At 57.8% G+C, this 26,672-nt stretch carries 23 protein-coding genes; 6 read left to right on the top strand and 17 right to left on the bottom strand.

What is annotated here, in order from left to right:
- Positions 1-19: 19 nt before the first annotated feature.
- A complete protein-coding gene (tgt, locus tag IM313_RS06835) occupies positions 20-1,147 on the bottom strand; it encodes a tRNA guanosine(34) transglycosylase Tgt (RefSeq protein WP_045259930.1) in 1,128 nt (375 codons plus the stop codon).
- Positions 1,148-1,200: 53 nt separating this feature from the next.
- Entirely contained in the window at positions 1,201-2,271 is a 1,071-nt protein-coding gene (gene queA, locus IM313_RS06830) for a tRNA preQ1(34) S-adenosylmethionine ribosyltransferase-isomerase QueA (protein ID WP_047367601.1), read from the bottom strand.
- A gap of 92 nt (positions 2,272-2,363) precedes the next feature.
- On the opposite strand from queA, the gene acpH reads away from it, so the two are divergent.
- A complete protein-coding gene (gene acpH, locus IM313_RS06825; RefSeq protein ID WP_041911095.1) occupies positions 2,364-2,945 on the top strand; it encodes an ACP phosphodiesterase in 582 nt (193 codons plus the stop codon).
- 127 nt (positions 2,946-3,072) lie between these two features.
- Entirely contained in the window at positions 3,073-3,675 is a 603-nt protein-coding gene (locus IM313_RS06820) for a peroxiredoxin (protein WP_008503347.1), read from the top strand.
- Between the two features lie 43 nt (positions 3,676-3,718).
- On the opposite strand, the gene IM313_RS06815 is transcribed toward IM313_RS06820, so the two are convergent.
- The 7 genes from IM313_RS06815 to phoB form a co-directional block, all read right to left on the bottom strand.
- Positions 3,719-5,104, bottom strand: coding sequence for a DUF3999 domain-containing protein (locus tag IM313_RS06815; RefSeq protein WP_192971487.1), 1,386 nt, complete (start codon positions 5,102-5,104; stop codon positions 3,719-3,721).
- Positions 5,101-7,710, bottom strand: coding sequence for a DUF2339 domain-containing protein (locus IM313_RS06810; RefSeq protein ID WP_192971488.1), 2,610 nt, complete (start codon positions 7,708-7,710; stop codon positions 5,101-5,103). The genes IM313_RS06815 and IM313_RS06810 overlap by 4 nt, the downstream gene beginning before the upstream one ends.
- A gap of 85 nt (positions 7,711-7,795) precedes the next feature.
- Complete coding sequence (gene malZ / locus IM313_RS06805; RefSeq protein ID WP_049001870.1) at positions 7,796-9,613, bottom strand: maltodextrin glucosidase; 1,818 nt, start codon at positions 9,611-9,613, stop codon at positions 7,796-7,798.
- Between the two features lie 141 nt (positions 9,614-9,754).
- Positions 9,755-11,128: a proline-specific permease ProY gene (gene proY, locus IM313_RS06800; protein WP_049001868.1), complete on the bottom strand. Its 1,374-nt coding sequence runs from the start codon at positions 11,126-11,128 to the stop codon at positions 9,755-9,757.
- 80 nt (positions 11,129-11,208) lie between these two features.
- Positions 11,209-12,528, bottom strand: coding sequence for a branched-chain amino acid transporter carrier protein BrnQ (brnQ, locus tag IM313_RS06795; protein ID WP_028012134.1), 1,320 nt, complete (start codon positions 12,526-12,528; stop codon positions 11,209-11,211).
- A 410-nt stretch (positions 12,529-12,938) separates the two neighbouring features.
- Positions 12,939-14,234 (bottom strand): phosphate regulon sensor histidine kinase PhoR, encoded by a 1,296-nt coding sequence (gene phoR, locus IM313_RS06790; RefSeq protein WP_049001866.1) that lies wholly within the window; start codon positions 14,232-14,234, stop codon positions 12,939-12,941.
- A gap of 21 nt (positions 14,235-14,255) precedes the next feature.
- On the bottom strand, positions 14,256-14,945 hold the full coding sequence (gene phoB / locus IM313_RS06785; protein ID WP_008503265.1) for a phosphate response regulator transcription factor PhoB: 690 nt from the start codon (positions 14,943-14,945) through the stop codon (positions 14,256-14,258).
- 186 nt (positions 14,946-15,131) lie between these two features.
- On the opposite strand from phoB, the gene sbcD reads away from it, so the two are divergent.
- Together sbcD and sbcC are read left to right on the top strand one after the other, a co-directional pair.
- On the top strand, positions 15,132-16,337 hold the full coding sequence (sbcD, locus tag IM313_RS06780; protein ID WP_192971489.1) for an exonuclease subunit SbcD: 1,206 nt from the start codon (positions 15,132-15,134) through the stop codon (positions 16,335-16,337).
- Positions 16,334-19,465 carry an exonuclease subunit SbcC gene (gene sbcC / locus IM313_RS06775; protein ID WP_192971490.1) on the top strand — a complete coding sequence of 1,044 codons (3,132 nt, stop codon included), beginning with the start codon at positions 16,334-16,336 and terminating at the stop codon, positions 19,463-19,465. The genes sbcD and sbcC overlap by 4 nt, the downstream gene beginning before the upstream one ends.
- A gap of 80 nt (positions 19,466-19,545) precedes the next feature.
- On the opposite strand, the gene mak is transcribed toward sbcC, so the two are convergent.
- Positions 19,546-20,451 carry a fructokinase gene (gene mak, locus IM313_RS06770; protein WP_192971491.1) on the bottom strand — a complete coding sequence of 302 codons (906 nt, stop codon included), beginning with the start codon at positions 20,449-20,451 and terminating at the stop codon, positions 19,546-19,548.
- 123 nt (positions 20,452-20,574) lie between these two features.
- On the opposite strand from mak, the gene rdgC reads away from it, so the two are divergent.
- Positions 20,575-21,489: a recombination-associated protein RdgC gene (gene rdgC, locus IM313_RS06765; protein WP_014882739.1), complete on the top strand. Its 915-nt coding sequence runs from the start codon at positions 20,575-20,577 to the stop codon at positions 21,487-21,489.
- 46 nt (positions 21,490-21,535) lie between these two features.
- Here the strand turns inward: rdgC and ppnP are convergent, their stop codons facing one another.
- From ppnP to IM313_RS06740, 5 genes are all read right to left on the bottom strand, one after another.
- On the bottom strand, positions 21,536-21,823 hold the full coding sequence (gene ppnP, locus IM313_RS06760; RefSeq protein WP_008503270.1) for a pyrimidine/purine nucleoside phosphorylase: 288 nt from the start codon (positions 21,821-21,823) through the stop codon (positions 21,536-21,538).
- 71 nt (positions 21,824-21,894) lie between these two features.
- On the bottom strand, positions 21,895-22,572 hold the full coding sequence (locus IM313_RS06755; protein WP_028012129.1) for an AroM family protein: 678 nt from the start codon (positions 22,570-22,572) through the stop codon (positions 21,895-21,897).
- 237 nt (positions 22,573-22,809) lie between these two features.
- On the bottom strand, positions 22,810-23,001 hold the full coding sequence (yaiA, locus tag IM313_RS06750; protein WP_003859135.1) for a protein YaiA: 192 nt from the start codon (positions 22,999-23,001) through the stop codon (positions 22,810-22,812).
- Positions 23,002-23,045: 44 nt separating this feature from the next.
- The gene (gene aroL / locus IM313_RS06745; protein ID WP_028012127.1) at positions 23,046-23,570 is read right to left on the bottom strand and encodes a shikimate kinase AroL; all 525 of its coding nucleotides are present in this window, start codon (positions 23,568-23,570) and stop codon (positions 23,046-23,048) included.
- A 144-nt stretch (positions 23,571-23,714) separates the two neighbouring features.
- Positions 23,715-24,173, bottom strand: coding sequence for a YaiI/YqxD family protein (locus IM313_RS06740; RefSeq protein ID WP_010428006.1), 459 nt, complete (start codon positions 24,171-24,173; stop codon positions 23,715-23,717).
- Positions 24,174-24,270: 97 nt separating this feature from the next.
- Between IM313_RS06740 and proC the strand changes: the two genes are divergently transcribed.
- Entirely contained in the window at positions 24,271-25,080 is an 810-nt protein-coding gene (proC, locus tag IM313_RS06735) for a pyrroline-5-carboxylate reductase (RefSeq protein WP_041911103.1), read from the top strand.
- A gap of 14 nt (positions 25,081-25,094) precedes the next feature.
- On the opposite strand, the gene adrA is transcribed toward proC, so the two are convergent.
- Both adrA and psiF read right to left on the bottom strand, forming a co-directional pair.
- Positions 25,095-26,198, bottom strand: coding sequence for a diguanylate cyclase AdrA (gene adrA, locus IM313_RS06730; protein WP_192971492.1), 1,104 nt, complete (start codon positions 26,196-26,198; stop codon positions 25,095-25,097).
- A 102-nt stretch (positions 26,199-26,300) separates the two neighbouring features.
- Entirely contained in the window at positions 26,301-26,621 is a 321-nt protein-coding gene (gene psiF / locus IM313_RS06725) for a phosphate starvation-inducible protein PsiF (protein WP_041911105.1), read from the bottom strand.
- Positions 26,622-26,672: the final 51 nt, after the last annotated feature.

Genomic DNA, 26,672 nt, shown 5'->3' with positions numbered 1-26,672 from the left:
AATTCCCTCATTATTAATATTAATCAACGTTCAACGGTGGAACATCCCGCCCCTGACGTTGGTAAAAATCGGTCACGAAGCTCTCTAATTTACCCTCTTCGATAGCCTTGCGTAAACCAGACATTAAGCGCTGATAGTAGCGAAGATTATGAATCGTATTGAGACGCGCGCCCAAAATCTCATTACAACGATCGAGATGATGCAGATACGCGCGAGAATAATTGCGACAGGTATAGCAATCGCACTCGGAATCGAGCGGGCTGGTGTCACTCTTATGCTTCGCGTTACGGATTTTCACAACGCCATCGGTAACGAACAGATGACCGTTACGCGCGTTGCGGGTTGGCATCACGCAGTCGAACATATCAATGCCGCGACGTACGCCTTCCACCAGATCTTCGGGTTTACCCACACCCATCAGGTATCGTGGTTTATCCGCCGGGATTTGCGGGCAGACGTGCTCCAGAATGCGGTGCATGTCTTCCTTCGGCTCACCCACAGCCAAACCGCCGACAGCGTAGCCATCAAAACCTATCTCTACCAGACCTTTAACAGAGATATCGCGTAAATCTTCGTAAACGCTGCCCTGAATGATGCCGAACAGCGCATTTTTGTTCTGCAGGGAGTCAAAACGGTCGCGGCTGCGCTTCGCCCAGCGCAGAGACATCTCCATAGAGCGTTTCGCGTAGTCCCAGTCTGCCGGGTACGGCGTACATTCGTCGAAGATCATCACGATGTCGGAGCCGAGATCGTACTGAATCTCCATCGACTTTTCGGGATCGAGGAAAATCGGATCGCCGTTGATCGGGTTACGGAAATGTACGCCCTGCTCGGTGATCTTGCGGATATCGCCCAGGCTGAAGACCTGGAAGCCGCCGGAGTCGGTCAGGATCGGGCCTTTCCACTGCATAAAATCGTGCAGATCGCCGTGGAGCTTCATGATCTCCTGACCCGGACGCAGCCACAGGTGGAAGGTATTGCCGAGGATAATCTGTGCGCCCGTGGCTTCAACTTCTTCCGGCGTCATCCCTTTTACGGTGCCGTACGTGCCCACAGGCATAAACGCGGGGGTTTCCACCACGCCGCGATCAAACACCAGGCGACCGCGACGCGCGCGGCCATCGGTGGTATCGAGTTCAAATTTCATTTTTTCTCCGACGTCAGAAAAACAGTCCAACGTTGTCATACGGTGCCGCGGACTTATTCCCCGACACGCTCATTCAAAGCCAGCGGATTGTACGTGATAAACATCGCGTCCCCGTAGCTAAAAAAGCGATATTTTTGTTCTACCGCAGACTTGTACGCATTCATCGTATGCTGATAACCCGCAAACGCAGAGACCAGCATAATCAGCGTCGATTCAGGCAGATGGAAGTTGGTCACCAGCGCGTCAATCACCTTGTACTGATAGCCCGGGTAGATAAAGATCTGCGTATCGCCAAAGAACGGCTCGATAAGATCGCGCTTTGCAGCCTGCGCAGCGCTTTCCAGTGAACGCACGGACGTCGTACCGACGGCCACGACGCGGCTACCGCGCGCTTTCGCCGCCAGCACCGCGTCCACCACATCCTGCGGCACTTCGGCATACTCGGAGTGCATGATGTGGTCTTCAATGCTGTCCACGCGCACCGGCTGGAAGGTGCCCGCGCCGACGTGCAGCGTCACAAACGCCATCTCAACGCCCTTCGCGCGCAGCTTTTCCAGCAGCGGTTCATCAAAGTGCAGACCTGCGGTTGGCGCCGCCACCGCGCCAGGCTTCTGGCTGTAGACGGTCTGGTACAGCTCGCGGTCGGCCTCTTCGTCCGGGCGCTCAATGTACGGCGGCAGCGGCATATGGCCGATGGCGTTCAGGATGTCGAGCACCGTGCGCTCGTCGTCGAACGCCACCTCGAACAGCGCGTCGTGGCGCGCGGTCATGGTCGCCTTGATGCTTTCGTCATCACCCAGCAGCAGCTCCGCGCCCGGCTTCGGCGCTTTGGAAGCGCGAATATGTGCCAGAATACGTTTATCATCGAGCATACGTTCGACCAGCACTTCAATCTTGCCGCCGCTGGCCTTACGGCCAAACAGGCGCGCCGGGATCACGCGGGTATTGTTAAAGACCAGCAGATCGCCAGGGTTGAGCTTGTCGAGCAAATCGGTGAAAGTACCGTGCGTCAGCTCGCCCGTTGGCCCATCCAGTGACAGTAAGCGACAGCTGCTGCGCTCAGGCATGGGATAGTGAGCAATCAGGGATTCAGGTAGTTCAAAGGAGAAATCGGCGACGCGCATGACGTATACTCGTGACTTAAAAACAGGCGGCATAGTCTAGTGCTCACACCCTTTTGCTGCAACAACTAGCCGCCACTGGACAAATAAAACGCATGAATTTTCTCGCTCACCTGCATCTCGCACACCTCGCTGACAGCTCCCTTTCCGGCAATTTGCTGGCCGATTTCGTGCGCGGCAACCCCGCTGAAGCGTATTCTCCCGAGGTTGTCGACGGGATTTTTATGCACCGCCGCATTGATGTCATCACTGATAATCTGCCCGAGGTGACGGAAGCGAAAGCGTGGTTTCGCCCTGAAACGCGCCGCGTTGCGCCGATCACGCTCGACGTGATGTGGGACCACTTCCTGTCTCGCCACTGGGAACAGCTCTCGCCGGAGATGCCGTTGCCGGCGTTTGTGCGCTACGCCCACCAGCAGGTGTCGATCATTCTGCCCGATTCGCCGCCGCGCTTTGTGAATCTGAATAACTACCTATGGTCGGAACGCTGGCTGGAGCGCTATCGCGAGATGGACTTTATCCAGAATGTCTTGAATGGTATGGCGAGCCGTCGCCCGCGGCTGGATGCGCTGCGCGACTCCTGGTACGACCTGGATGAGCATTACGATGCGCTGGAGAGCCAATTCTGGCAGTTCTATCCGCGCATGATGGCGCAGGCGAAAAACAAGCAGCTCTGACAGCACTATCATTGATAGGTAAAAGCTGGCGGAACGATTGTCACCACCTCTTTGTCTTATCAACGAACACTCTCTATACTGGCTCGCGTTGCGTTCCAAATAACCTTAGTATCTACAGGAGAATCATATGGTTCTGGTAACTCGTCCGGCTCCGGATTTTACAGCTGCAGCAGTTCTGGGCAACGGTGAAATCGTTGAAAACTTCAACTTCAAACAGCACACCAACGGTAAAGCGACCGTTCTGTTCTTCTGGCCAATGGACTTCACTTTCGTTTGCCCGTCTGAGCTGATCGCGTTCGACAAACGTTATGAAGAATTCCAGAAGCGTGGCGTGGAAGTGGTTGGCGTCTCCTTCGACTCTGAATTTGTACACAACGCATGGCGTAACACCCCTGTCGACAAAGGCGGCATCGGTGCGGTGAAATACGCGATGGTTGCGGACATCAAACGCGAAATCCAGCAGGCTTACGGTATCGAACATCCGGACGCTGGCGTTGCGCTGCGCGGTTCCTTCCTGATCGACGCAAACGGCATCGTTCGTCACCAGGTTGTGAACGATCTGCCGCTGGGTCGTAACATCGACGAAATGCTGCGCATGGTTGACGCGCTGCAGTTCCACGAAGAGCACGGCGAAGTGTGCCCGGCTCAGTGGGAAAAAGGTAAAGAAGGTATGGCTGCTTCCCCAGACGGCGTTGCTAAATACCTGTCTGAGAACGTATCCAGCCTGTAATCGGCACGGTTTACGAAGAAGGCCCGCTTATGCGGGCCTTTTTTTATGCCTTACGCTGCGTCTCTCGCCAGATGCGCCAGGCCATTCCCGCCAGCAGAATTACGCCCGCAATTAGCACGCCCCACACCAGCAGCGCGTTCATCCGGCTCTCCCGCTCGGACGCAGAAGTAGCGGTCAGACGCCCCTCGCCGCCTAACGCGACATCATCCAGAATGTCGGCCTGCGGCAGGTGCTCCATATCATAGGTTTTGCGCAGATCGGCTGGGATCAGCATGTCAGGCTCCACGCTGGCAGGCTTTGCAGCGCCATTACCCCAGGCAAGCACGTATGGCGCTTTTCCCTGCGCGTTGAACACCACATCATAGCGGTCACGATACCCGGTGACGCCCGGCAGGTATTCCGGCAGGCGCGCATTCAGCGTCGTGATTTTCACCGCCTGCACCAGGCCTCCGCTAAGCGAAACCGGTGGAGACGTTTTGCCCTCCAGACGGTAAAGCACCTCTTTTTTCAGGGGGTGCCATGTGTCTTTTTCCGTACTCCGCCACGCTATCTCCACGGGAAGGACGCCGTCGCCATTCAGTAAAATGCTGATAGCACTCAGCGGCTGCGGCTGCGCCCAGTGCCACTGCGCTTCGCTTGTCGATAGCTGCTCCCCTACCCCCTCAAGATCGATCGCGTCCGGTGTCGCCCGCGCAGGGGCGCTAATCGCGTTAACGCCGGTTAAGGTCACCCCCTGGCTCTGAGCATTCAGCACCACCAGGAGATAGCGATTCGTATCGGGAGACAAAACGATATCGGTATCGATCCGATCGAGCTTAAGACGATCCTGCCCGCTCATCACGTCCAGCAGCGGCATATCCTCGCGCAGGGTATACCAGCGCTTTAGATCTTCGCTGGAATAGACCGATACCGTTCCCTGCCACGGCGACTGAGGGGTATTCCAGAGCAGCTGCAGTTGGGATATTTCCACCTCCTCCGACGCTTTTTCCGGCAGGGTTAGCAGGTAATGTTGCCCGGCCGCGGCAGCTTTTTGCCCTTCCAGTACAATCTCAACGCCGTTTCCGGAACGGAGCAGGATCTTATCGCTATTACCCGTGTCTGACGCAGCCGCAATCGGCGAGGCATCCAGCGGGAAAAGGCGCAGCGCCGTGGAGCGCGCTGGGTCCTGCGGTCGCGTCGCGGCAATCAGGCTAAAGGGAACCGGCTCGCCCGACTGGTTAAAGACGCGAACATCATGCAGATCCGCCGAGGTGCTCTGCTCATAGACGGCAAGCGGCAATGTTACCCGATACCACCGGGAAGGTTCGGACGTGTCGAGTGAACGACCAAAGGCATAGTCCCGGGGCGATTCCGTTTGTCCCTCGTCGCAAAACGCCGGGCCGGCAAGCGCCAGCAGCGCGGTACAAGCTACCGCTTTCATCCATTTCATTTTTCATCTCCTGTTTTGGGCGGTAGCGGCGAGAAATACCCCACAATCAGCACCAGTATTGCCACGCCGATAAACGCCACCGCGCGCGACAGACCGCCTCCACCCGCGCTGTCCACCAGCATCAGTTTAACCATCACCACGCCCAGCAGCGCGGCACCGCCAAGCCACTCCTGACGGGAAGCCCTACGGGTGGCGTGGACCATGATGACCAGCGCGCTCAGCATCCAGAACAGAGCAAACGAGGTCTGGATCAGCCGCGAATCCCACAGCGACGCCATATTCCAGGCCACGTCGCCGTACCAGGCCAGGGCGCGCATCAGCGCACCGTTAAGCCACCAGAAGCCAAACGCCATAATCGCGACGGCAGGCCACGGACGGGCCTGCGAGAGTTGTGTCGGGTAGTAGCGATCCACCGCCCGGTAAAAGACCACCAGCCCCAGCAGCGCGAACGCCGCGCCTTCTTCGAGCGGGTTCACCAGCGGCAGCCAGGTCTGACGATAAACCACGCCGTCCTGGAAATTGGTCACCACCAGCAATACCAGCAGCGCCGCGAGCACGGGGATCGGTGCTATGCACGCGTAGAGCGCGGGCCACTCACGGAACGGCCACCCGCGACGGCGCACCGCCGCAGAGAGCGCCATAATCACCCCGCCGCCTGTGGCCATCGCCAGCCCGCTGCCCCAGGCCGCCATGCCCCACGGCAGCGCGCGGGCAAACCAGTAAAGCTCCGCCGCCAGCGCCAGTAATATCATCCAGAACAGCGCCAGATGCAGCCCCATAGAGATGCGCGGCGCTAAACGGGCGCCGTCGCGCCGCAGCAGCATCAGCGCGGCGGGAAGCGCAATACCCCAGGCCAGATTTGACCAGCCGGCGGCAAACATCTGCTGGTGCGAGAGCTGATAGCCCACCATCATCAGCATCAGCGGCCACAGCAGCCATTTGCTGGCATCCAGCTCCCGCCACGCCAGACGAGCGGCAACGTATCGCCAGCCCCAGACCGAGACGGCGGCAAGCGCCAGCACGCCTGCCAGAACGGGCAATTCTTGTTTCAGCGCCAGCCGCGACGCGCCCCAGAGCGCCACCAGCCAGAACAGCAGCCCGCCTGCCAGCAGCGCCCAGCTAACCGGCTGAAAGAGGTTCCGCCACAGCCAGGCCGCCGCCAGCCAGCAAAGGCTGAGGATGGAGAAGATCAGCAGCAGACTCAGCGCCGTCACGCCATTCGTTTGCGCCCACAGCGCGCTGCCGAGCGCCAGCACCAGCAGCGCCGTGCCGCTATAGCTCATGCGCTGCTGCTGCTGTTGCATGCCCAGCCAGAGGATACCCAGCCCTTCCAGCGCCCAGGCCATCGCCGTCCAGCGCGCGGAGAGCGCTAGCGGAATGGCGAGCGTGGCAAACCCGCCGCCGATGGCCAGCGCCGCAAGAACCAGCGGTCGTCCGAGGGAGGGATAGCGCCGCAGGGCGAGGAACGCGAGGGTGAGATAAAATGCGCCGTATCCCAGCGCGCTCAGCGCCGGGCCATATTCCCAGTGCTGCGTCATGCCGTACTGCATCCCGAAGCCGATCAGCGGCGGGGCAAACAGCAGCACGCCGTCAACGATCTGCTTCCCTTTCTCCTGCGCCCGCAGCGACAGCGCTACGCTCAGCACGCCAAATATCAGCGTATTGGCAATCAGGAACAGCTGGCAGATCCAATAGTCTTCAGGCCGGTAGTCATTCAGCCCCCACAGGCCGCCCACGCCAAAGGTAAACAGCAGGCCGAGCAGGTTGAGCTCGCGCCAGTGCTGCCAGATGCTGATGGCGAGAATGCCGATGGAAAGCAGGAGATAGAAGGAAAACAGCGCCACAAAGCTGCCACCCCCGGTAGATAGTAGTAGCGGCGCAAGATACCCGCCGAGGCTCGCCAGCATGGCAAGGCTCAGCGCTTTCTGCAGCACGGCCAGCCCAACGCTCGCGGCGCAAATCACCACCAGTAGCGCAAAGGCCAGCGTCATCGGCAGCATCTGCCAGAGCCGGAAGGCGCCGAAGACCGTCAGGTAGAGAATGCCCGTCGCCCCGCCCTGTAAGATAAGCGCGTAGATCGGCTGCTTGTGCCGCAGCCGCCACCCAACCGCCAGCAGAACGATGGCAAACAGCGCCGTCGCCGCCAGGCGAAGCTCAAGCGGAAACAGAGAGTGTTCAACGGTGTAGCGCAGCAGGAAAGAGAGCCCAAGGAAAAGCAGCAGAATGCCAAGCTTCGCCAGGGGATTACCCTGCATAAACCAGCGCCCCAGCGAGGTCAGTATGCCGCCAAAAGCGGAAGGCGATTTTGTCTCAGGGGCCGATGCGGGTTTTGCCTCGGGGGCGGGAGTGTCGGCACGCCACGGGTCGACAGGCGCGGGAGCCTCCTCAACCATCGGCGCGGTCACCACCACCGGCGCAGCAGTCTGCACCGGCTCCGGCGCTGGCGCTGTCACACCTCGCTGTTCAAGTGCCTCAATGCGCTGACGCAGCCGGGCAATCTCCTGGCGCGCCGCCGTGCTGCGATTAAAGCCAATAACAGCCAGCACGGGCGCCACCAGCAGCGCAAAAACCAGGAATAAACAGCCAAGGATGTATAGCTCGTCCATGTTTCCACCTTCACCGTAAACGATCCGTTAAGATTGACACAAATCGTTGCATTTGCGCCATCTTAAAAGGGGAAACTTTAGCGCATTAGCTGCCGAGCCAGACCGTCGCGGATACCGCAGGCAGCGCCAGCACGCCATCCTGTATCGTCGCCTTACCCTCTTTGTTCGTCCACGTCGCCACCTTAAGCAGCGGCGAATCATCCAGCACCACCTCGCAGGCCTCGCCCCGGTTAATCGCCACCAGCACGCGCTGCTGATTATAGACGCGGACAAAGACCACCACATTATCGTGGGCGTACGCCACCTGACAGCCGCCGTAGCGCAGGGCGAGACTCTGTTTGCGCAGCTTCGCCAGCCGCTGATACAGGCTGAACAGCACCTTATCCTGTTTCTCTGCCTCCCACGGGAAGGTTTTGCGGCAGAACGGATCGTTGTTGCCGTCCAGCCCCACTTCATCTCCGTAGTAAATGCACGGTACGCCCGGCCAGGTGAAGAGCCAGGTGACCGCCAGCGGCAGACGCGCCACATCCTTGCCGAGCAGGGATTTAAAGCGCGCGGTGTCGTGGCTATCGAGCTGGTTAAACATCCGCAGCTGCTGCTGATGCGACAGGCCAGCGCGATAGTTATCCATCCACGCGGCGCAGGTTTCGGCGTCGATATGGTTCGGATCGTAGGAGATATCGGTGTTAGCCAGGAATCCCCACAGCGGGAAGGTAAAGCCGCGATAGTTCATCGCCGCATCTTCGGCATCGTTTTGCAGCCACTGGCGCGCGTCGCCAAAGTGTTCGCCAAAGACAAACGCCTCCGGCTGAGCCGCTTTCGCCGAACGCGCGATCCCGGCCACGTGCTGAAGGTTATTTCGCGCCCCGCCCGCTTCACCGAGCATATGCACCACGTCCAGACGCCAGCCGTCCATATTCCACGGCGCCTTCAGCCAGTAACGCACGATGCTGTCTTCCCCGCCGTAAATCTCGTTCACCAGTGACGGCGACTGGAAATCCAGCTTCGGCAGGCTCGGGTAGCCCAGCCAGTCCAGCGCGCGCCCCTCCTCGTTAAAGCTGTACCAGTCACGTTGCGGCGAATCAGGGTTATGACATGCTCCGCCCATCGACTGGTTATGACGGTCAAACCACGCGTGCGAATCGCCGCTGTGGTTGAAGACACCGTCCAGAATGAGGCGCATGCCTTCTTTTTGGGTGTTCTTACGCAGGCGCAGCAGCGCCTCGTCACCGCCAAACTGCGCGTCAACGTGGCGATAATCTTCGGTATCGTATTTGTGTACGCTCGGGGCTTTAAACACCGGGTTGAGGTACAGTGCCGTCACGCCGAGTTTTTTCAGGTACGGCAGCTTTTCGCTGATGCCGTCGAGATCGCCGCCGTAGAACGTCGAGCCGCCCGCCTGCGCCGTCACCGGTTCATCCCATTTTTTCAGGATGATGTCGTGACCCGCGGCATGATGGTAATAGACCTTGTCCTGGCCTGCGGTGCGTTTTTCGCTGCGCGCAAAGCGGTCCGGGAAAATCTGATAAAAGACCTGATCGTTAACCCACTGCGGGCCGTTATCCGGGTAATCGACGGCGAACTGCTCCAGCCGGGCCGGTGGGAAACGGCTAAACCCCTGCGGGGTAAACCACAGCTGGCGGTTGTTCCATAAAAGCTTAAAGCTATAGCGACGGCGCGGCTGCCCGGTGCGCAAATCGATATTCGCCCGCCACGCCGTAATCCCCGGCTGCGGCTGGCTGCGCAGCTTGTGCATTTTCAGCCCGGTCTCTTCGTTATCAATTTCGGCGCGGAGCGTCACGCGTTCCGGCTGATTTTCCCCCGCCAGCCAGAGCGTAATCACAAGGTTGTCTTTGTTTTGCTTAACAAATGGGGCAACCGGAAGGTGCCAGGCGTTTAACATCACGAATCCCCTCTGATGAAATTGACGTCACCTTGCCACAGGGTGGTTAAGGATAGCTCACCATGACGAGATTTATTGGGGGAGGAGGACGGGGGAGGAGGCAAAAATCCCCTCTCCCGCGAGGGAGGGGGGATAAAAATATTACTGTGCTTCTGCCAATTGACGGTCACGGCGGCACTTAAACACCCAGCCGATCAGCAGCAGAACGATCCACGCACAGCCCACGTACAGGGAAATGCGGGTATCCGGATGGTAGCCAATCAGGCCAATGATAAACACCAGGAAGATCAGCCCGACCACGGTCGTCGCCACCCCGCCCGGCACCTTAAACTTCAGCGCTTTCGCCTCATCCGGCGACAGACGGCGGCGGAAGGCAATCTGCGACAGCAGGATCATGATCCACACCCACACGGTCGCGAAGGTCGCCAGGGACGCAATCACCAGGAAGACGTTCTCCGGCATGATGTAGTTCAGGTAAACCGAGAACAGCAGCGCTACGGTCATCACCACCACCGTCACCCACGGCGTGCCGCGGCGTGAAGTTTTGGCGAACAACTTCGGCGCGCTGCCCTGCTCCGCCATGCCGTGCAGCATGCGGCCCACGCCAAAGACGTCACTGTTGATGGCCGAAAGCGACGCGGTCAGCACCACAAAGTTCAGAATGCTGGCAGCAAAGGCAATGCCCATATGCTGGAAGGTCAGGACAAACGGGCTACCGTTAGTGCCCACCTGGTTCCACGGGTAGATGGACATAATCACGAACAGCGTACCCACGTAGAACACCAGAATACGCATCGGCACCGAGTTGATGGCGCGCGGAATGGATTTCTCCGGATCTTTCGCTTCCCCGGCGGTGATGCCGATAATCTCGATGCCCCCGTAGGCGAACATTACCATCTGTAGCGACATCACCATCCCGAGCCAGCCATTGCTGAAGAAGCCGCCGTTGCTCCAGAGGTTATGGATGCCGGTCGGCTGGCCGCCGTTGCCAATCCCCCAGATGATGATCCCGAAACCCGCCACAATCATGATGATGATGGTCGCGACCTTGAAGAAGGAGAACCAGAACTCCAGCTCGCCGAACACCTTCACGCTCATCAGATTGACGGCGCAAATGAGCAACACCACGCTCAGCACCCAGATCCAGTGCGGTACCGCCGGGAACCAGACGCCCATGTAGATGCCGAATGCGGTTACGTCGGCAATCGCCACAATCAAAATTTCGAAGCAGTAGGTCCAGCCGGTGATAAACCCGGCCAGCGGGCCGAGGTTTTCCTGCGCGTAGCGGGAGAAGGAGCTGGCAGACGGGTTGTGAACCGACATTTCGCCGAGGGCGCGCATGATGATATACGCCGCCACACCGCCGATGATATAGGCCAGCAGAACGCTTGGACCGGCCATTTTGATGGCATCTGCCGAGCCATAAAAAAGACCGGTGCCGATAGCAGAGCCCAGCGCCATAAAGCGGATGTGGCGCGTGCTCAATCCACGTTTAAGTTTGTTAGTGCTTTCCATTTAAATCTTGCCATTCAACACGAAAAAACAAAAAACCACGGGGCCTTAAGCCCCGTGGTTAAACATTTTGTTGCCGTTGATTAATGAGCGTTCGATGTGACCTGACGCCCTGCAGCACGGTCCCAGATAACCGCCAGAACCAGTGCAACAACGGTAGGCATCAGCCAGGCCAGGCCCTGCTCGGACAGCGGCAGACGCTGTGTCCAGGCTGGCAGAATTTCAGCGAACGCTGATGCTTTAATCCCGTCAAGGATACCAAAAATCAGGCTGATAAACATGGCTGGCGCAATAATTCGTGAGGAGTTATGCCACCACGGACGGGTGAAGCTCAGCACCACCAGCACGATGCACGGCGGATAGATCGCCGTCAACACCGGAATAGAGACCTGAATCAGGTGGCTCAGACCGAGGTTAGACACCGCCATGGAGAAGATACCGAGAATAAACACCAGGGTACGGTAAGAGAGCGGCAGATACTGCGCAAAGAACTCTGCGCAGGCGCAGGTCAGGCCAACCGCGGTTACCAGACACGCCAGGAAGATCAGCGCCGCCAGCAGCATGCTGCCCGCCCCACCGAAGGTATGCTGAACGTAAGCGTGCAGGATAGCCGCACCGTTCGCGTTCTGATCAACCAGCATCGCGCTGTCAGAGCCCAGGCGGAACAGCGCCAGATACAGCAGCGTCAGGCCCACACCGGCCATCAGGCCAGCCCAGATGGTATAACGGGTCAGCAAACGCGCTTCGGTCACGCCGCGGGAACGCGCGGCGTTAACGATAACGATACCAAACACCATCGCGCCCAGCGTATCCATCGTCAGGTAGCCGTTCACAAAGCCGTTAGAGAACGCGGCGTTTTTATAGGCATCCATCGCGTCGCTAATCGGGCCGGCTGGCCAGATGATGGCCGCCACGGCCAGCACGATCAGCGCTACAATTTTCAGCGGCGCCAGGAAGTTACCTACCGTGTCCAGCAGCTTGCCCGGATAGAGGGAAACCAGAATCACGATGGCGAAATAAATCAGGCTGTAGATGAACAGCGGCATCGCGCCGTCGCCGGTCAGCGGGGCGATGCCCACTTCGAAGGAAACGGTCGCGGTACGCGGAGTGGCAAACAGCGGACCAACGGCCAGATAGCAGACGGTAGCCAGCAGAACGCCAGCCACTTTGCCAATCGGGGTGCTAAGGCTATCCACGCCGCCACCGACTTTCGCCAGTGCGATAACGGTCAGTACCGGCAGGCCCACGGCAGTAATCAGGAAACCGAACGCGGCGGTCCAGACGTGTTCACCCGCCTGTAAGCCAACCATTGGAGGGAAAATGATGTTGCCTGCGCCAACGAACAGCGCAAATGTCATAAAGCCCAGCGCGATAATGTCACGCGATTTTAAGTGATGGGTCATAAAACCTTACTGCCTGTGGATGTGGTGTTGAAAACGTTGAGATTTTTCGATTTCCCTGACGGGACGATACAGCCGAAAAATTGCTCAATTTCAGCGGGAAATGCTCCCGTCCTGGCGTGGAGAAGAATAGTTTTTCGATTTACCACGCAAATACAGTCGGTCTGACAGTATCTGGGGGGCAATTTAAACGCTTATAACGTTTAAAGGCAAGGAGGGATCGCAAAACCAGAACAATATGCCAGTATGAAAACGCACACCAGAACAATGCGCTAATTATAGGAAAAACCAATGGCTAATCATGCGAACAAAAAACAGCCAACCGTATAAAATTCACACGCGTTTCGCTTGACTGCAAAGCAAACGGGCCAGCGATGGCTGACCCGTGGAAAGGTAAAATGACACGCCTGCCGTCAGGCGCTCTTTTTGGCAATTAATCGTTCCGGGATAACGAAACTAAAGCGGGTTCCCTTACCCAGGGTACTCTGGATATCAAGACGGCTTTCATGGTGATTCACCGCGTGTTTCACAATCGCCAGCCCCAGGCCGCTCCCCCCCGTCTGCCGCGATCGCGCTTTATCCACCCGGTAGAAGCGCTCGGTCAGGCGCGGAATATGCTCCGGGGCGATCCCCGGCCCGTTATCCTCAACGCTAAACTCGGCGCCTGCCGGCGTATGCTGCCAGCGCACCACGATATCCGTTCCTTCCGGCGTATGGTTTACCGCGTTGTACACCAGGTTGGAGATAGCGCTACGCAGTTCATCCTCGCTGCCCAGCACCTTCAGCGTGTTGTCGACGTCAAAGGTCAGCTGATGTTTTTTATGGCTTAACGTCTGCGCTTCACGCTCGACGACGCGCAGCATCATTGGCACATCAATGGTGTCATTCAGCGCAAGAGAAGGCGCCGCTTCAATCTTTGACAGCGTCAGCAGCTGCTTCACCAGCCCTTCCATACGGTGCGTTTGCTCGCGCATCGTATGCAGCGCTTTTTCACGCGGCGCGCCTTCCAGGGTTTGCTCCTGCATCATCTCCAGGTAGCCCTGCAGCACGGTCAACGGGGTTCGCAGCTCATGGCTGACGTTGGCGAAAAAGTTACGACGCGCCCCTTCCAGCTGGTGCATCTGAGTCACGTCGCGCGCCACCATCAGCCACTGACGATCGCTGTAGGGCATCACGCGGATTTCCAGATGGCGACCGTTATTCAGCTTCAGATTGTGGGGACGGGTGAAATCACGCTTTTTCAGATACTGCGTAAACTCGGGATAACGCAGAAGGTTGAGGATGTTCTGACCATTGTCGTCCGGCCAGCGCAGGCCCAGCAGCTGTTGCGCAAGCCCGTTACACCAGAAAATAGTTCCTTCTTCTGTCGTCAGGATCACCGCATCCGGCAGCGACTCTGCGCCGCTGCGAAAACGTTTGATAAGGCTTCCCAGCTCGCGGCGACGCTTTTTATTACGCATCTGCATCTGGTGCAGGCCGTACAGCAGCGGCTCCCAGCTACCGCTTCCCGGCGGCGGGGTCATACTGCGGTCCACCCATAGCCACCAGGAGAGACGCAGCAGGTTCCAGAAATGCCAGGCTAACAGCCCGGTGACCGCCGCCAGCAGAAACCACGGCAGATGCCCAAGTAAAGCCCCCAGAAGAAGGGCCGGAATACAGCATAAGATCAGTTCAAAGACGAGCCTTTTCCATGACAGACGTTCCAGCACGCGTCACACTCCTGTCATTATTCAGAAACGGGTCGAGAAACGATAACCCGTACCGCGGACCGTCTGTACCATGCGATCGTGGCCGCTCAGTTCCAGCGCTTTTCGCAGGCGACGAATATGTACGTCAACCGTCCGGTCTTCGACATACACGTTAGTTCCCCAGACGTTATTCAGCAACTGCTCGCGGCTGTAAACGCGTTCCGGATGGGTCATAAAAAAGTGCAGGAGTTTAAATTCGGTAGGCCCCATGTCGAGGGGATTTTCGCCGGTCATCACGCGGTGTGACGTTGGGTCAAGGCTGAGGCCCTGCATCTCGATCACCTCTTCCACCGCCATCGGGGAAATACGGCGCATGACGGCCTTAATGCGGGCAACCAGCTCTTTCGGGGAGAAAGGCTTGGTAATGTAATCGTCCGCGCCGGTCTCCAGACCGCGCACGCGGTCCTCTTCCTCTCCGCGCGCCGTGAGCATCACCACCGGGATGTCGCGGGTCAGCGCTTCACGCTTCAGATGTTTGATAAACTGCAGTCCGGAGCCGCCGGGCAACATCCAGTCAAGCAGAATCAGATCGGGCCAGGGTTCATTCAGCTGGTTCACCGCGCTGTCATAATCTTCCGCTTCAACCGGCTGGAAGCCATTTTGTTCGAGCACGAAGCACACCATTTCACGAATTGGAGCTTCATCTTCTACGACCAGAATACGTCTCGCCATACTTTGCCCTGTCTTATCTTATTTAAGTTACAAGTTTGTAATGCGGCGCCATTATGCGTCAGATTTATGACAGATTTATGAAAAACAGTACCACTATAAATGGCAAACTGTTGTTTTATTACAGCGGTTATTTTCTCTCCCTGACAGTTTATAATCGCCCGCATCGTTTTTCGCCACGGATCTCCTATGCGCATACTTCACACCTCGGACTGGCATCTGGGTCAAAATTTTTACAGCAAAAGCCGTGCGGCTGAACATGAAGCGTTCCTGAACTGGCTTCTGGAAACGGGCCAGGCGCACGAGGTGGATGCCATTATTGTGGCGGGTGACATCTTTGATACCGGTTCGCCGCCGAGCTATGCGCGTGAACTGTATAACCGCTTCGTGGTGAACCTGCAGCAGACCGGCTGTCATCTGGTGATTGTCGCCGGTAACCATGACTCCGTCGCCACGCTCAATGAATCCCGCGACATCCTGGCGTTTCTCAATACCACCGTGGTCGCCAGCGCCGGGCACGCGCCGCAGATCCTGAAAAAACGCGACGGGTCGCCGGGCGCGGTACTGTGCCCGATTCCCTTTTTACGTCCGCGCGACATCGTGCAAAGCCAGGCGGGACTGTCGGGCGCGGAAAAGCAGCAGCATTTATTGCAGGCCATCACCGACTACTATCACCAGCAGCACGCGGAAGCCTGTGCCCTGCGCGGTGAACAGGCCATTCCGGTCATTGCCACCGGGCACCTCACCACCGTCGGGGCCAGCAAAAGTGACGCAGTCCGCGAGATCTATATCGGTACGCTGGACGCCTTTCCGGCGCAAAACTTCCCGCCCGCGGACTACATCGCGCTCGGGCACATTCACCGCGCCCAGGTCATCGGCGGCTGTGAGCATATCCGCTACTGTGGCTCCCCTATTTCGCTCAGCTTCGATGAAACCGGAAAAGCCAAATCCGTGCATCTGGTGAGCTTTGATGAGGGCAAACTCAGCACCGTCGAGACGCTGGAAGTGCCGGTCACCCAGCCGCTGGCGGTGCTGAAGGGCGCTCTGGCTGCCATCACCGCCCAGCTTGAGCAGTGGCGCGGCGCTGAGCTTAACCCGCCCGTCTGGCTGGATATTGAAATCACCACCGATGACTACCTGCACGATATGCAGCGGAAAATTCAGGCGCTAACCGAAGAGTTGCCGGTTGAGGTGCTGCTGGTGCGCCGCAGCCGCGAGCAGCGCGAGAAAATTCTGCTCGGCGCCCAGCGCGAAACGCTTAGCGAACTGCGCGTAGAAGAGGTGTTCGAGCGCCGACTTTCGCAGGAAGAGATCGATGATGCGAAGCGCGTCAGGCTCAACGAGCTGTTCAGCCATACTCTGCATGCCCTCAATGACGAGGAAGAAAACGCATGAAAATTCTGAGCCTGCGCCTGAAAAATCTCAACTCCCTCAAGGGCGAGTGGAAAATTGACTTCACTGCGGAGCCTTTTGCCAGCAACGGTCTGTTTGCCATCACTGGCGCAACCGGCGCGGGTAAAACCACCCTGCTCGATGCCATATGCCTGGCGCTCTACCACGAAACCCCGCGCCTGAATAAGGTCTCTCAGGCTCAAAACGATCTGATGACGCGCGATACCGCCGAGTGCCTGGCGGAAGTGGAATTTGAGGTGAAAGGCGTTGCCTATCGCGCCTTCTGGAGCCAGAACCGGGCGCGCAACCAGCCGGACGGGAACTTGCAGGCACCGCGCGTGGAGCTGGCCCGCTGCGAGGATGGCAAGATTCTGGCCGATAAGGTGTCGGATAAACTGGAGCAAACCGCGGCGCTCACCGGGCTGGACTACGGCCGTTTTACCCGCTCAATGCTGCTCTCGCAGGGGCAATTTGCCGCCTTCCTGAATGCCAAACCTGCCGACCGCGCAGAACTGCTGGAAGAACTCACCGGCACCGAAATCTACGGCCAGATTTCCGCGATGGTGTTTAAGAAACACAAAGCCGCCCGCAGCGTGCTGGAAAAATGCGAGGCGCAGGCGGCGGGTGTCGTGCTGCTCAGCGAAGAACAACAGCAGCAGTTGCAGCAAAGTTTGCAGGCACTTACTGACGAAGAGAAAACCCTGCTGGCCCAGCAGCAAAGCCAACAGAAAGATTTTCAGTGGCTTACGCGTCATGACGAGCTCGTACGGGAGCAGCAGCGCGTTGCCGCCCTGCAGCAGCAGGCGCAACAGGCGCAGGCGAACGCGGCGCCGGAACTGGCAAAACTCCAGCTTGCCCAGCCCGCCGCCCAGCTTCGTCCGCTCTGGGAGCATCAGCAGGAGCAAACCGCACGTCTGACGCAAACCCAGCAGCGAATTAACGAAGTAAATACTCGCTTACAGACCAAAACCGCACTGCGCGCGCGGATCCGCAATACCGCCCTGCGTACCCATGAGCGGCTACAGGCCGAACTGACGGCGCTGGCGCAGTGGCTGACGGAGAATGAGCGTTATCGCCTGCTGGGCCAGGAAATTGCCGGCTGGCGCGCCCAGTTCTCACAGCTAAACCGTGACAAAAGTCAGCTCGTCGCGCTTGCTGCGCGGATGACTGAGCTACGTCAGAAGCTGGCTGAGATGCCGGAAAATACGCTGACGCTGACGGCGGATGAGGTCAGCGCGGCCATGGAGCAGCAGTCCCGGTCCCGCACGCTGCGCCAGCAGCTGACGTCGCTGCATGCCCGCTATCAGCCGCTGCAAAAGCGCCTTAGCCAGAACGGTGAAAGCGTGCAGAAAGCCCAGGCGGAGCAGAGAAAGCTCAATGAAACCCTGGCGCTGCGCCGCCAGCAGTACAAAGAGAAACACCAGCACTATCTGGACCTGAAAGCCCTTTGCGAACGTGAAGCGACGATTAAAAATCTGGAAAGCTATCGCTCACGGCTTGAGGCAGGCAAACCCTGCCCGCTGTGCGGCTCCCACGAGCATCCTGCCGTGGAGACCTACCGGTCGCTTGAGCTGACGGATAACCAGGGTCGCCGTGATGCGCTCGAAAAAGAGGTCGCCGCGCTTAAAGAGGAAGGCCTGCTGGTACTGGGACAGGTTAATGCCCTGGCTCAACAGATCCAGCGTGAGACAGACGAAGCGCAGGCCTTGTCTCAGGAAGAGCAAGCGCTCACCAAAGCGTGGCTGGAGGCGTGCGCGTCTTTGAATATCGCTTTGAATATTCAGGAGGATATCGCGCCATGGATGAACGAGCAGGAACACTACGAGCGCCAGCTTTATCAGCTCAGCCAGCGTCTGACCCTGCAAAACCAGCTGAACGAGCAGGAAGCGCAGGAACGCCAGTATCAGCAGCAGCGCACCGCAACGCGCCAGGCGCTGGAACATACCCTTCTCGCGCTCTCGCTTAGCGTTCCCGAAGAGGGCAATGAGGCCGACTGGCTGCACGCCCGCGAAGCGGAATTTGCCCACTGGCAGGAGAAGCATACGCAGCACGGCGTGCTTCAGGAACGCATGAGCGCGCTGAAGCCGCTGCTCGACACGCTTCCGGCAACACACGGTGAAGAGGCTGAACCGGCCATTCCTGATGACTGGCGCGCCATCCACAATGAATGCGTGTCGCTGCAAAGCCAGCTCGCCGCCCTGCAGCAGCAGGAGGCGCTGGAGCGCGAGCGCCTGCAGCAATCGCAGACGCAGTTCACCGCGGCGCTCTCCGCAAGCTGTTTTGCCGATCGGGATGCTTTCCTTGCCGCGCTGCTGGATGACGATGCTATTCGCCGCCTCGAACAGCTGAAACAGTCGCTTGAAAACCAGATACAGCAGGCCGCGGCCCTTTCCGGCCAGGCTAATCAGCAGCTGCAGGCGCACCTTGCGCTGCGCCCGGAAGAACTTGACGCGGATGTGTCTACCCTGCAAAGCCAGCTGCAGCAGCTGGCGCAACGGCTTCGTGAGAACACCACGCATCAGGGCGAGATCCGCCAGCAGCTTAAACAGGACAGCGATAACCGCCAGCATCAGCAGGCGTTAATGCTGCAAATTGAAGAGGCCGCGCGCCAGGCCGACGACTGGGGCTATCTCAACGCGCTGATCGGCTCCAGCACCGGCGACAAGTTCCGCAAGTTCGCTCAGGGGCTGACGCTGGATAACCTGGTCTGGCTCGCAAACCAGCAGCTTAACCGCCTGCACGGCCGTTATCTCCTACAGCGTAAGGCCAGCGAGGCGCTGGAGCTGGAAGTGGTCGACACCTGGCAGGCCGATGCGGTGCGCGATACGCGCACGCTCTCCGGCGGCGAGAGCTTCCTGGTGAGCCTTGCGCTGGCGTTAGCGCTTTCTGACCTGGTCAGTCACAAAACGCGGATTGATTCCCTGTTCCTGGATGAGGGATTCGGCACGCTCGACAGTGAAACGCTGGATACCGCGCTGGATGCGCTCGACGCGCTGAACGCCACCGGGAAAACCATCGGGGTGATTAGCCACGTCGAGGCGATGAAAGAGCGCATTCCGGTGCAGATCAAGGTGAAGAAGATCAACGGACTGGGGTATAGCAGGCTGGACAGGGAGTTTGCGGTGGGGTGAGTGTTGGGTCGATTCGGTCTGGTGCCCTCACCCTGGCCCTCTAAACATCAAAAACGGCAACGCAAGTTGCCGTTTTGCGTTTACTCCGGCCATAACCACGCCGCGCCGCGCACGCCGCTGGAGTCGCCGTGGACGGCTTTGCGGATCGGGGTTTCGCACTCGCCGCCGAAGACCCACTGTTTCACCAGATTTGGTACCGTGGCGTACAGCCGGTCAACGTTGCTCATCCCACCGCCGAGCACAATCACGTCCGGATCGAGAATGTTCACTACGTGCGCCAGCGATTTCGCCAGACGCATTTCGTAGCGGCTAAGCGCCAGTTCGGCCACCGGATCCTGTTCTTCCACCAAACGCATAATCTCGTTCCCCTTGAGCGGCTGGCCGCTCAGGCGGTGGTAGTCGGTTGCAAAACTGGTGCCGGAGATAAAGGTCTCGATACAGCCCTGCTTGCCGCAGTAGCACGGCACCTCGGCGCGGTATTTAAGCTCGTCTTCATCCATCCACGGCAGCGGGTTGTGCCCCCACTCACCCGCGGTGCCGTTGCCGCCGATGTGGGCGCGTCCGCCAAAGGCCACGCCCGCGCCGCAGCCGGTACCGATAATCACCGCAAACACGGTCTGCGCTCCTGCGGCTGCACCATCAACGGCCTCTGAGACCGCCAGGCAGTTAGCGTCATTCGCCAGACGCACTTCCCGGTTCAGACGCTGGCTCAAATCCTTATCAAACGGCTGACCGTTGAGCCAGGTAGAGTTGGCGTTTTTCACCACACCCGTATAAGGCGAAATGGAGCCGGGGATCCCCATCCCGACCGTGCCCCTCTCGCCCGTCGCCTGCTCGGCCATATCAACCAGCCGGGCAATCGTCTCGATCGTCTGGTGATAATCATCGCGCGGCGTCGGCAGACGGTGGCGGAACAGCTGTTCCCCCTGCTCGCTTAATGCGATGACTTCTGTTTTGGTGCCGCCCAAATCAATCCCAATACGCACAAGACTCTCCTCATTATTTTGATTATCAACAGAGTAGAAGCACGCTTCCCGATTAGCAATGCAAGCGATGCGACAATTCGTTATCATGCCCGCTGATTTAACGACAAGGCCGTGGAAATTATCATGCTGTGGTTCAAAAATTTGATGGTTTACCGTCTCAGCCGCGACGTTTCGCTGCGCGCAGAAGAGATGGAAAAACAGTTAGCCGCTTATAGCTTTTCCCCTTGCGGTAGCCAGGATATGGCGAAAACCGGTTGGGTTCCGCCAATGGGTTCACAAAGCGATGCACTGACCCACGCCAGCAGCACGGGTCAAATCATCGTCTGTGCCCGCAAAGAAGAGAAAATTCTGCCCACGCCGGTAGTAAAGCAGGCGCTTGAAGCAAAAATTTTCAAGCTGGAAGCCGAGCAGGGCCGCAAGCTGAAAAAAACCGAAAAAGACTCGCTGAAAGATGAAGTGCTGCACTCTCTGCTGCCGCGCGCCTTCAGCCGCTTCAGCCAGACGATGATGTGGATCGATACCGTTAACGGGCTGATCATGGTGGACTGCGCCAGCGCCAAAAAAGCGGAAGATACGCTGGCCCTGCTGCGTAAAAGCATCGGCTCTTTACCGGTCGTACCGCTGGCGCTGGAAACGCCGATTGAGCTGACCCTGACCGAGTGGGTCCGCAGCGGTACCGCGGCGCAAGGTTTCCAGATTCTGGACGAAGCCGAGCTGAAAGCCCTGCTGGAAGATGGCGGCGTGATCCGCGCGAAAAAGCAGGATCTGGTGAGCGACGAGATTGCCGTACACATTGAAGCGGGCAAAGTGGTCACCAAACTGGCGCTCGACTGGCAGCAGCGCATTCAGTTCGTGATGTGCGACGACGGTTCCGTGAAGCGTCTGAAGTTCTGCGACGAGCTGCGCGATCAAAACGAAGATATCGACCGGGAAGATTACGCCCAGCGCTTTGACGCGGACTTTATCCTGATGACCGGCGAACTGGCCGCGTTAATTCAGAATCTGGTGGAAGGTCTCGGCGGCGAAGCGCAGAGATAATTTCCCTTCACCCTGATCCTCTCCCCAAAGGGGAGAGGAAAGACGATTATTTCAGGTAGCGGCACAGATAAGAGGTCGGTTCAGCGACCTGCAAATGAAATTCGCTGTGGCCAGGGACGTTGAAAACTTGTCCGGCAGCGTAAACTTTCCATTCCGTTTCACCCGGCAGTAAGACGTTCAGCGCGCCGCTGACCACCGTCATCTCTTCCGCTTCCGCCGTGCCAAAGGTGTATTCCCCTTCAGCCATAACGCCCACACTGGCGCGGCCAGTGCTGCTGCTGGTAAAACCGATGGATTTCACTTTACCGGAAAAGTATTCGTTACTTTGAAGCATGAACTGGCCCTTATATTCAGAGATAAAAATTCACTATAGGGGCCATGCTCATCACCTGTCACGCAAAATCATTACGTCAGAAGTTCTGAGGCCAGGCGAGCCATCAGAACGTTGGATAACAGCACCGGCACGTCCAGCGCCTTTTGCAGTAAATCCCGGTGATGCTGGTGAAAACCAAGACAGTCCAGAATCAATACATCCGCCCCTCTCTCCAGCAGCTCCTTCCCGGCAGCAATGAGTTTAGCCTCGCTGTCCCAGAAGGGGTTTGCCAGCGCATACAGGGGCGTTTTTTCGAGCACGTGCCACTTTGCTTCCTGATTGTCCATAAGCTCCTCGATGGGCACAATGACCCCCACCTGGTGGCCGTCAACAATGGAGGCTACCAGCGGAGGAATAATGCGCATCGGCTCAAGCAAAATCGCATTGCGCGCGATGAGCCCCTTAATGGGGGCGGTGCTCATCAGCAAAATAACGTCATATTGCTGATTATCGAGTACTTCTATTACTGCCTGCAGCGAACGCTCAATTTTCTGCCGAGAAACATGCGCCAGTTTACCGTCGCTTAATAACGTCGCCAGGGGATCCTCCCCCGCCTCTACAGCGTAGTCTTCCATGACCTCTTCCCGGCTCATCTTACCCAGCAGGCTGAGATGCGTGATCTGTTGTTCAGATACATGCTCGGTTAAGAGCGGTAACACTTCGCTTACAGGGACCACACCAATGGTGAGGATCGCCAACGTTGCCTTCATCTTCTTCGCCTTCCATCACTACAAAAACGTATACACAGGTACAGGCTCTCTACGCTGTACAGTTCGTTTTTTCAACAAAACAGCACCAAGCGTAGCAGGCGATCTCAGCCCTGAAATGTAAAGATCGCCTGCCGATAACGGAGCTACCTGTAATAACTAAATATTAACTCCTGCTTAACATTTGCGATGAGTAAAAAGTGTGATTCAGGCACGGTATTGGAGCGTTTAGGAAAACATTCACGACTTTTCGGGATCTTCGTAGCGCCGTTTGGCATCCAGCGCTTCCTGTTCAGTCTCATGTTCACTGATCAGCGAGTCCGGTTTGGGGTGATCGGCACGCAGCTGGTACCAGGTGACGGTCTGGTCGCCATTGCCTTTTTCAACGGTAACAATACGTGCTTCGCGCGGATAGGGAGGTCTGGTTGGCATAGCTCATCCTTTTTTTATGTCTGAGCTATCAGTATAGACGGCGGTTAGCTGGCACACGCCAGACGCAGGGCGGTAATAATCTGAATTACCACATCTTCCGGGGCCGCAGAGGCATCCACGACATGGTGTGCCGCTTCACGGTAGAGGGCATCACGCTCGGCCAGCACTTCGCTCACCTCTTCGCTGAGCGGTCGTGACGTCAGCGCCGGGCGTTGTCCCTCTTCAGGAAATGCTTCAAGTCGCCCTACCAGAGCCGCCACCGGCGCGCAAAGATAGATCACAATGCCTTTTTCGCGCATAAAGTGACGATTACATTCGGCCAGAACAATACCGCCTCCCGTCGCAATGACGGCTGACGGCGTGGTGACCGCTTTCAGCGCGGCCGTTTCGCGGGCGCGAAAGCTTTCCCATCCCTCTTGCTCCACGATGTCTGCGATGGTTTTGCCGGCCTCGGTCTGCAGCCAGTGGTCGGTATCAACAAACTGACGATGACATGCGCGTGCCAGTTCCACGCCAACGGTGGTTTTCCCACAGCCGCGGGGGCCAACTAAAAAGATGGGTTGGGTCATAGCCAGGTGTTCCCCTTGATGCCGAATGGCTGAAGAGTGTAAAGAAATAATTGCAGAAGATGTGTCGATTACTTTACTGCAAAGCGGTACGGGATGACAACCCTGTGGAGGCCACACTATACCATATATTGACAATAATTATCATTACGCCGTACGGCGCTTCACTTCCAGCAGCCATTTATCCAGTTCGGCAGCAAACTGCTGGCGATCGCGCTGGGACAGGCTGTCCGGTCCACCGGTCTGCACGCCGCTGGCCCGCATCGTATCCATAAAATCACGCATAGTGAGTTTTTCCCGGATGGTTGAAGGCGAATAACGCTCGCCGCGCGGATTGAGCGCCGCCGCCCCTTTCTCCAGCACTTCCGCCGCCAGCGGAATATCGGCGGTGATGACCAGATCTTCCGCGCTGCACAGACGAACAATTTCATTATCCGCCACGTCGAACCCGGCCGGCACGCGGAGGGAGCGAATGAACCGCGAAGGCGGGACGCGAATATTCTGGTTCGCTACCAGCGTCAGCGGCATCTGAACGCGCTCGGCGGCGCGGAATAAAATCTCTTTAATCACATTCGGACACGCGTCCGCATCAACCCAAATCGCCATGTTGTCTCCCCATAATGACTCTGCCGACTATTGTCGCCTGCATTTCGTTGTTAAGCTATCAATCAGAGAAAACAACGCATAATGACGGAGAATCATGATGGACAAGAAAATCGGGTTTATCGGCTGCGGTAACATGGGCAAAGCCATCCTGGGCGGCCTGATCGCCAGCGGGCAGGTTCTGCCGGGTCAGATTTGGGTTTATACCCCGTCACCGGATAACGTCGCCGCGTTGCGCGATCAATACGGGATCAACGCCGCCGAAAGCGCGCAGGAGGTGGCCCAGGTTGCCGATATCGTCTTTGGTGCCGTTAAGCCGAACATCATGATCAAAGTGTTAAGCGACATCACTTCCAGCCTGAATAAAGAGACGCTGGTCGTGTCGATTGCCGCAGGCGTGACGCTCGATCAGCTGGCGCGCGCGCTGGGCCACGATCGTAAAATCGTCCGCGCGATGCCGAATACCCCCTCACTGGTCAACGCCGGTATGACCTCCGTCACCCCTAACGCGCTGGTGACTTCAGAAGAGGTGGCGGACGTGCTGAACATTTTCCGCTGCTTCGGCGAGGCGGAAGTGATTGCAGAATCCATGATCCATCCAGTGGTCGGCGTGAGCGGTTCAGCCCCCGCGTACGTTTTCATGTTTTTAGAAGCGATGGCGGACGCCGCCGTGCTTGGCGGTATGCCGCGCGCGCAGGCGTATAAATTCGCCGCGCAGGCAGTGATGGGCTCCGCCAAAATGGTACTGGAGACCGGTAAACACCCGGGTGAACTGAAGGATATGGTCTGCTCCCCGGCCGGTACCACCATCGAAGCGGTGCGGGTGCTGGAAGAACGCGGGTTCCGTTCTGCGGTTATCGAAGCGATGGCAAAATGCATGGAAAAGTCAGAGAAGCTGAGTAAATCCTGATGTCTGGCCGGGCGTCAGGCGGCCACTTCGGTGCGGCCGCGCCCGGCATTTTTCGCCTTATACAGCGCCACATCTGCCGCCTTCAACCATTCCCGATAGTGTACAAACTGCGGCCCCCAGGGGGCCACGCCCACGCTGATGCGCAGAGGCTCCTTCGGCGCGCACGGTAACGACAGCGTTTCCAGCCGCGCGTGAACCCGCGACATGACGGCGATGGCGCTTTCAGCGGCCGTCTGGGACATAATCACTGCGAACTCATCCCCGCCAAACCGGCCTATCGCATCGCCTGACCGTACCGACATCTGAAGCTGGCGGGTAATGGCCACGATGGCCTTGTCGCCTGCGTCGTGCCCCCAGGTATCGTTGATGTTTTTAAAGTGGTCGATATCAATCAGCAATATCGTGGCGGTGCAGTGGCTCCGGCGACAGTGCTCAAATTCATTGCGCAGCAGCATTTCCCAATGTCGGCGGTTAAAGACTCCGGTCATCCCGTCACGGGTGCTCATCATTTCCAGCCGCCGCTTATGTTCCGCCAGCCTGACGGCCATTCGATGGCTAAGCCAGGCAAACAGCATGGGATAAAGCATAAGGACAGGAAGCGTTAAGCCCCACTCCAGCGCCCCCGGATTAAAGGGCACCGCTCTGCCAGCAAGCGGTAACGTAAGCAGCGCTGTAAGCAGGGTGAGCACGATCCCCGCGATAAAAAGGCGGCAGCCGCCAGAGCCCATCATGTTCATCCCCACCATCATCACCAACGCCGCAGTGGGTAATACATACATCCCCATCACGCCGATCCAGACCCCGGCGATAACGGCATCCATCTTGAGGTTAAAAATTTCCTGCTGATGAGGTGAAGCGGCGCGGCAGGATAACTGCCAGGCAAAGTGCGGCCAGATGAATGCCCACCCCACCAGCAATAACCACCAGCCGCCGGGTAAAAAATGGCTGACCAGAATTTCCGCCACCGGGAAAAACATCGCCGCCAGCCCGACAACGCGCGCCAGCCGGGCTCGCCTGGCAAACTGGATGCCGGTACGGTGAGGGTCATCCTGAGAAAGGGTTAAACTCCACTCTTCCCGAATGCGCTTTTTGTAGTAATAAATGTCATCATTCATCATTTTTGGGAATATTCTGAAACATTTTCCCAAATTATAGAGAGGGGGTCTGCGGGGAAAGTATGAAATTTCGGGTGAGCCGCCGGAGCCGCTCACCCGTTAGAACTACACTTTTTTCTTCAGGCAGGCACTCATGAACTTGCTGCGATCGTCGCCCTTGAGGGACTGTTCGGTTGCTTTCGCATTACACTCGCGCATTTTTTGCTGCTGCGGCGTCAGGCTTTTTTCGCCGGGTTTCGCGGCGCCGTTTTTCAGGCAGTCGCTCATGTAGGTTTTACGTGCATCCCCCTTCAGACTCTGGGACGTCGCCTGTTGATTACAGGTGGTCATGCGTTGCTGTTGCGGCGTTAATGTTTTTTCTTCCGCGTTCGCCGAGGAGATCAGGAACAGGCCGGAGAGCAGAGTAACCAGTAATGTTGTTTTCATTGCACCATCCTTTTGTGAACGTTCCCTGTAAGTCTGGTTCGTGACCGGAAA

Origin of the sequence: Enterobacter cloacae complex sp. P2B, from assembly GCF_014895985.1 — a bacterium.
GTDB classification, from domain to species: domain Bacteria; phylum Pseudomonadota; class Gammaproteobacteria; order Enterobacterales; family Enterobacteriaceae; genus Enterobacter; species Enterobacter bugandensis.
This window is presented reverse-complemented; position numbering and strand designations above follow the sequence as displayed.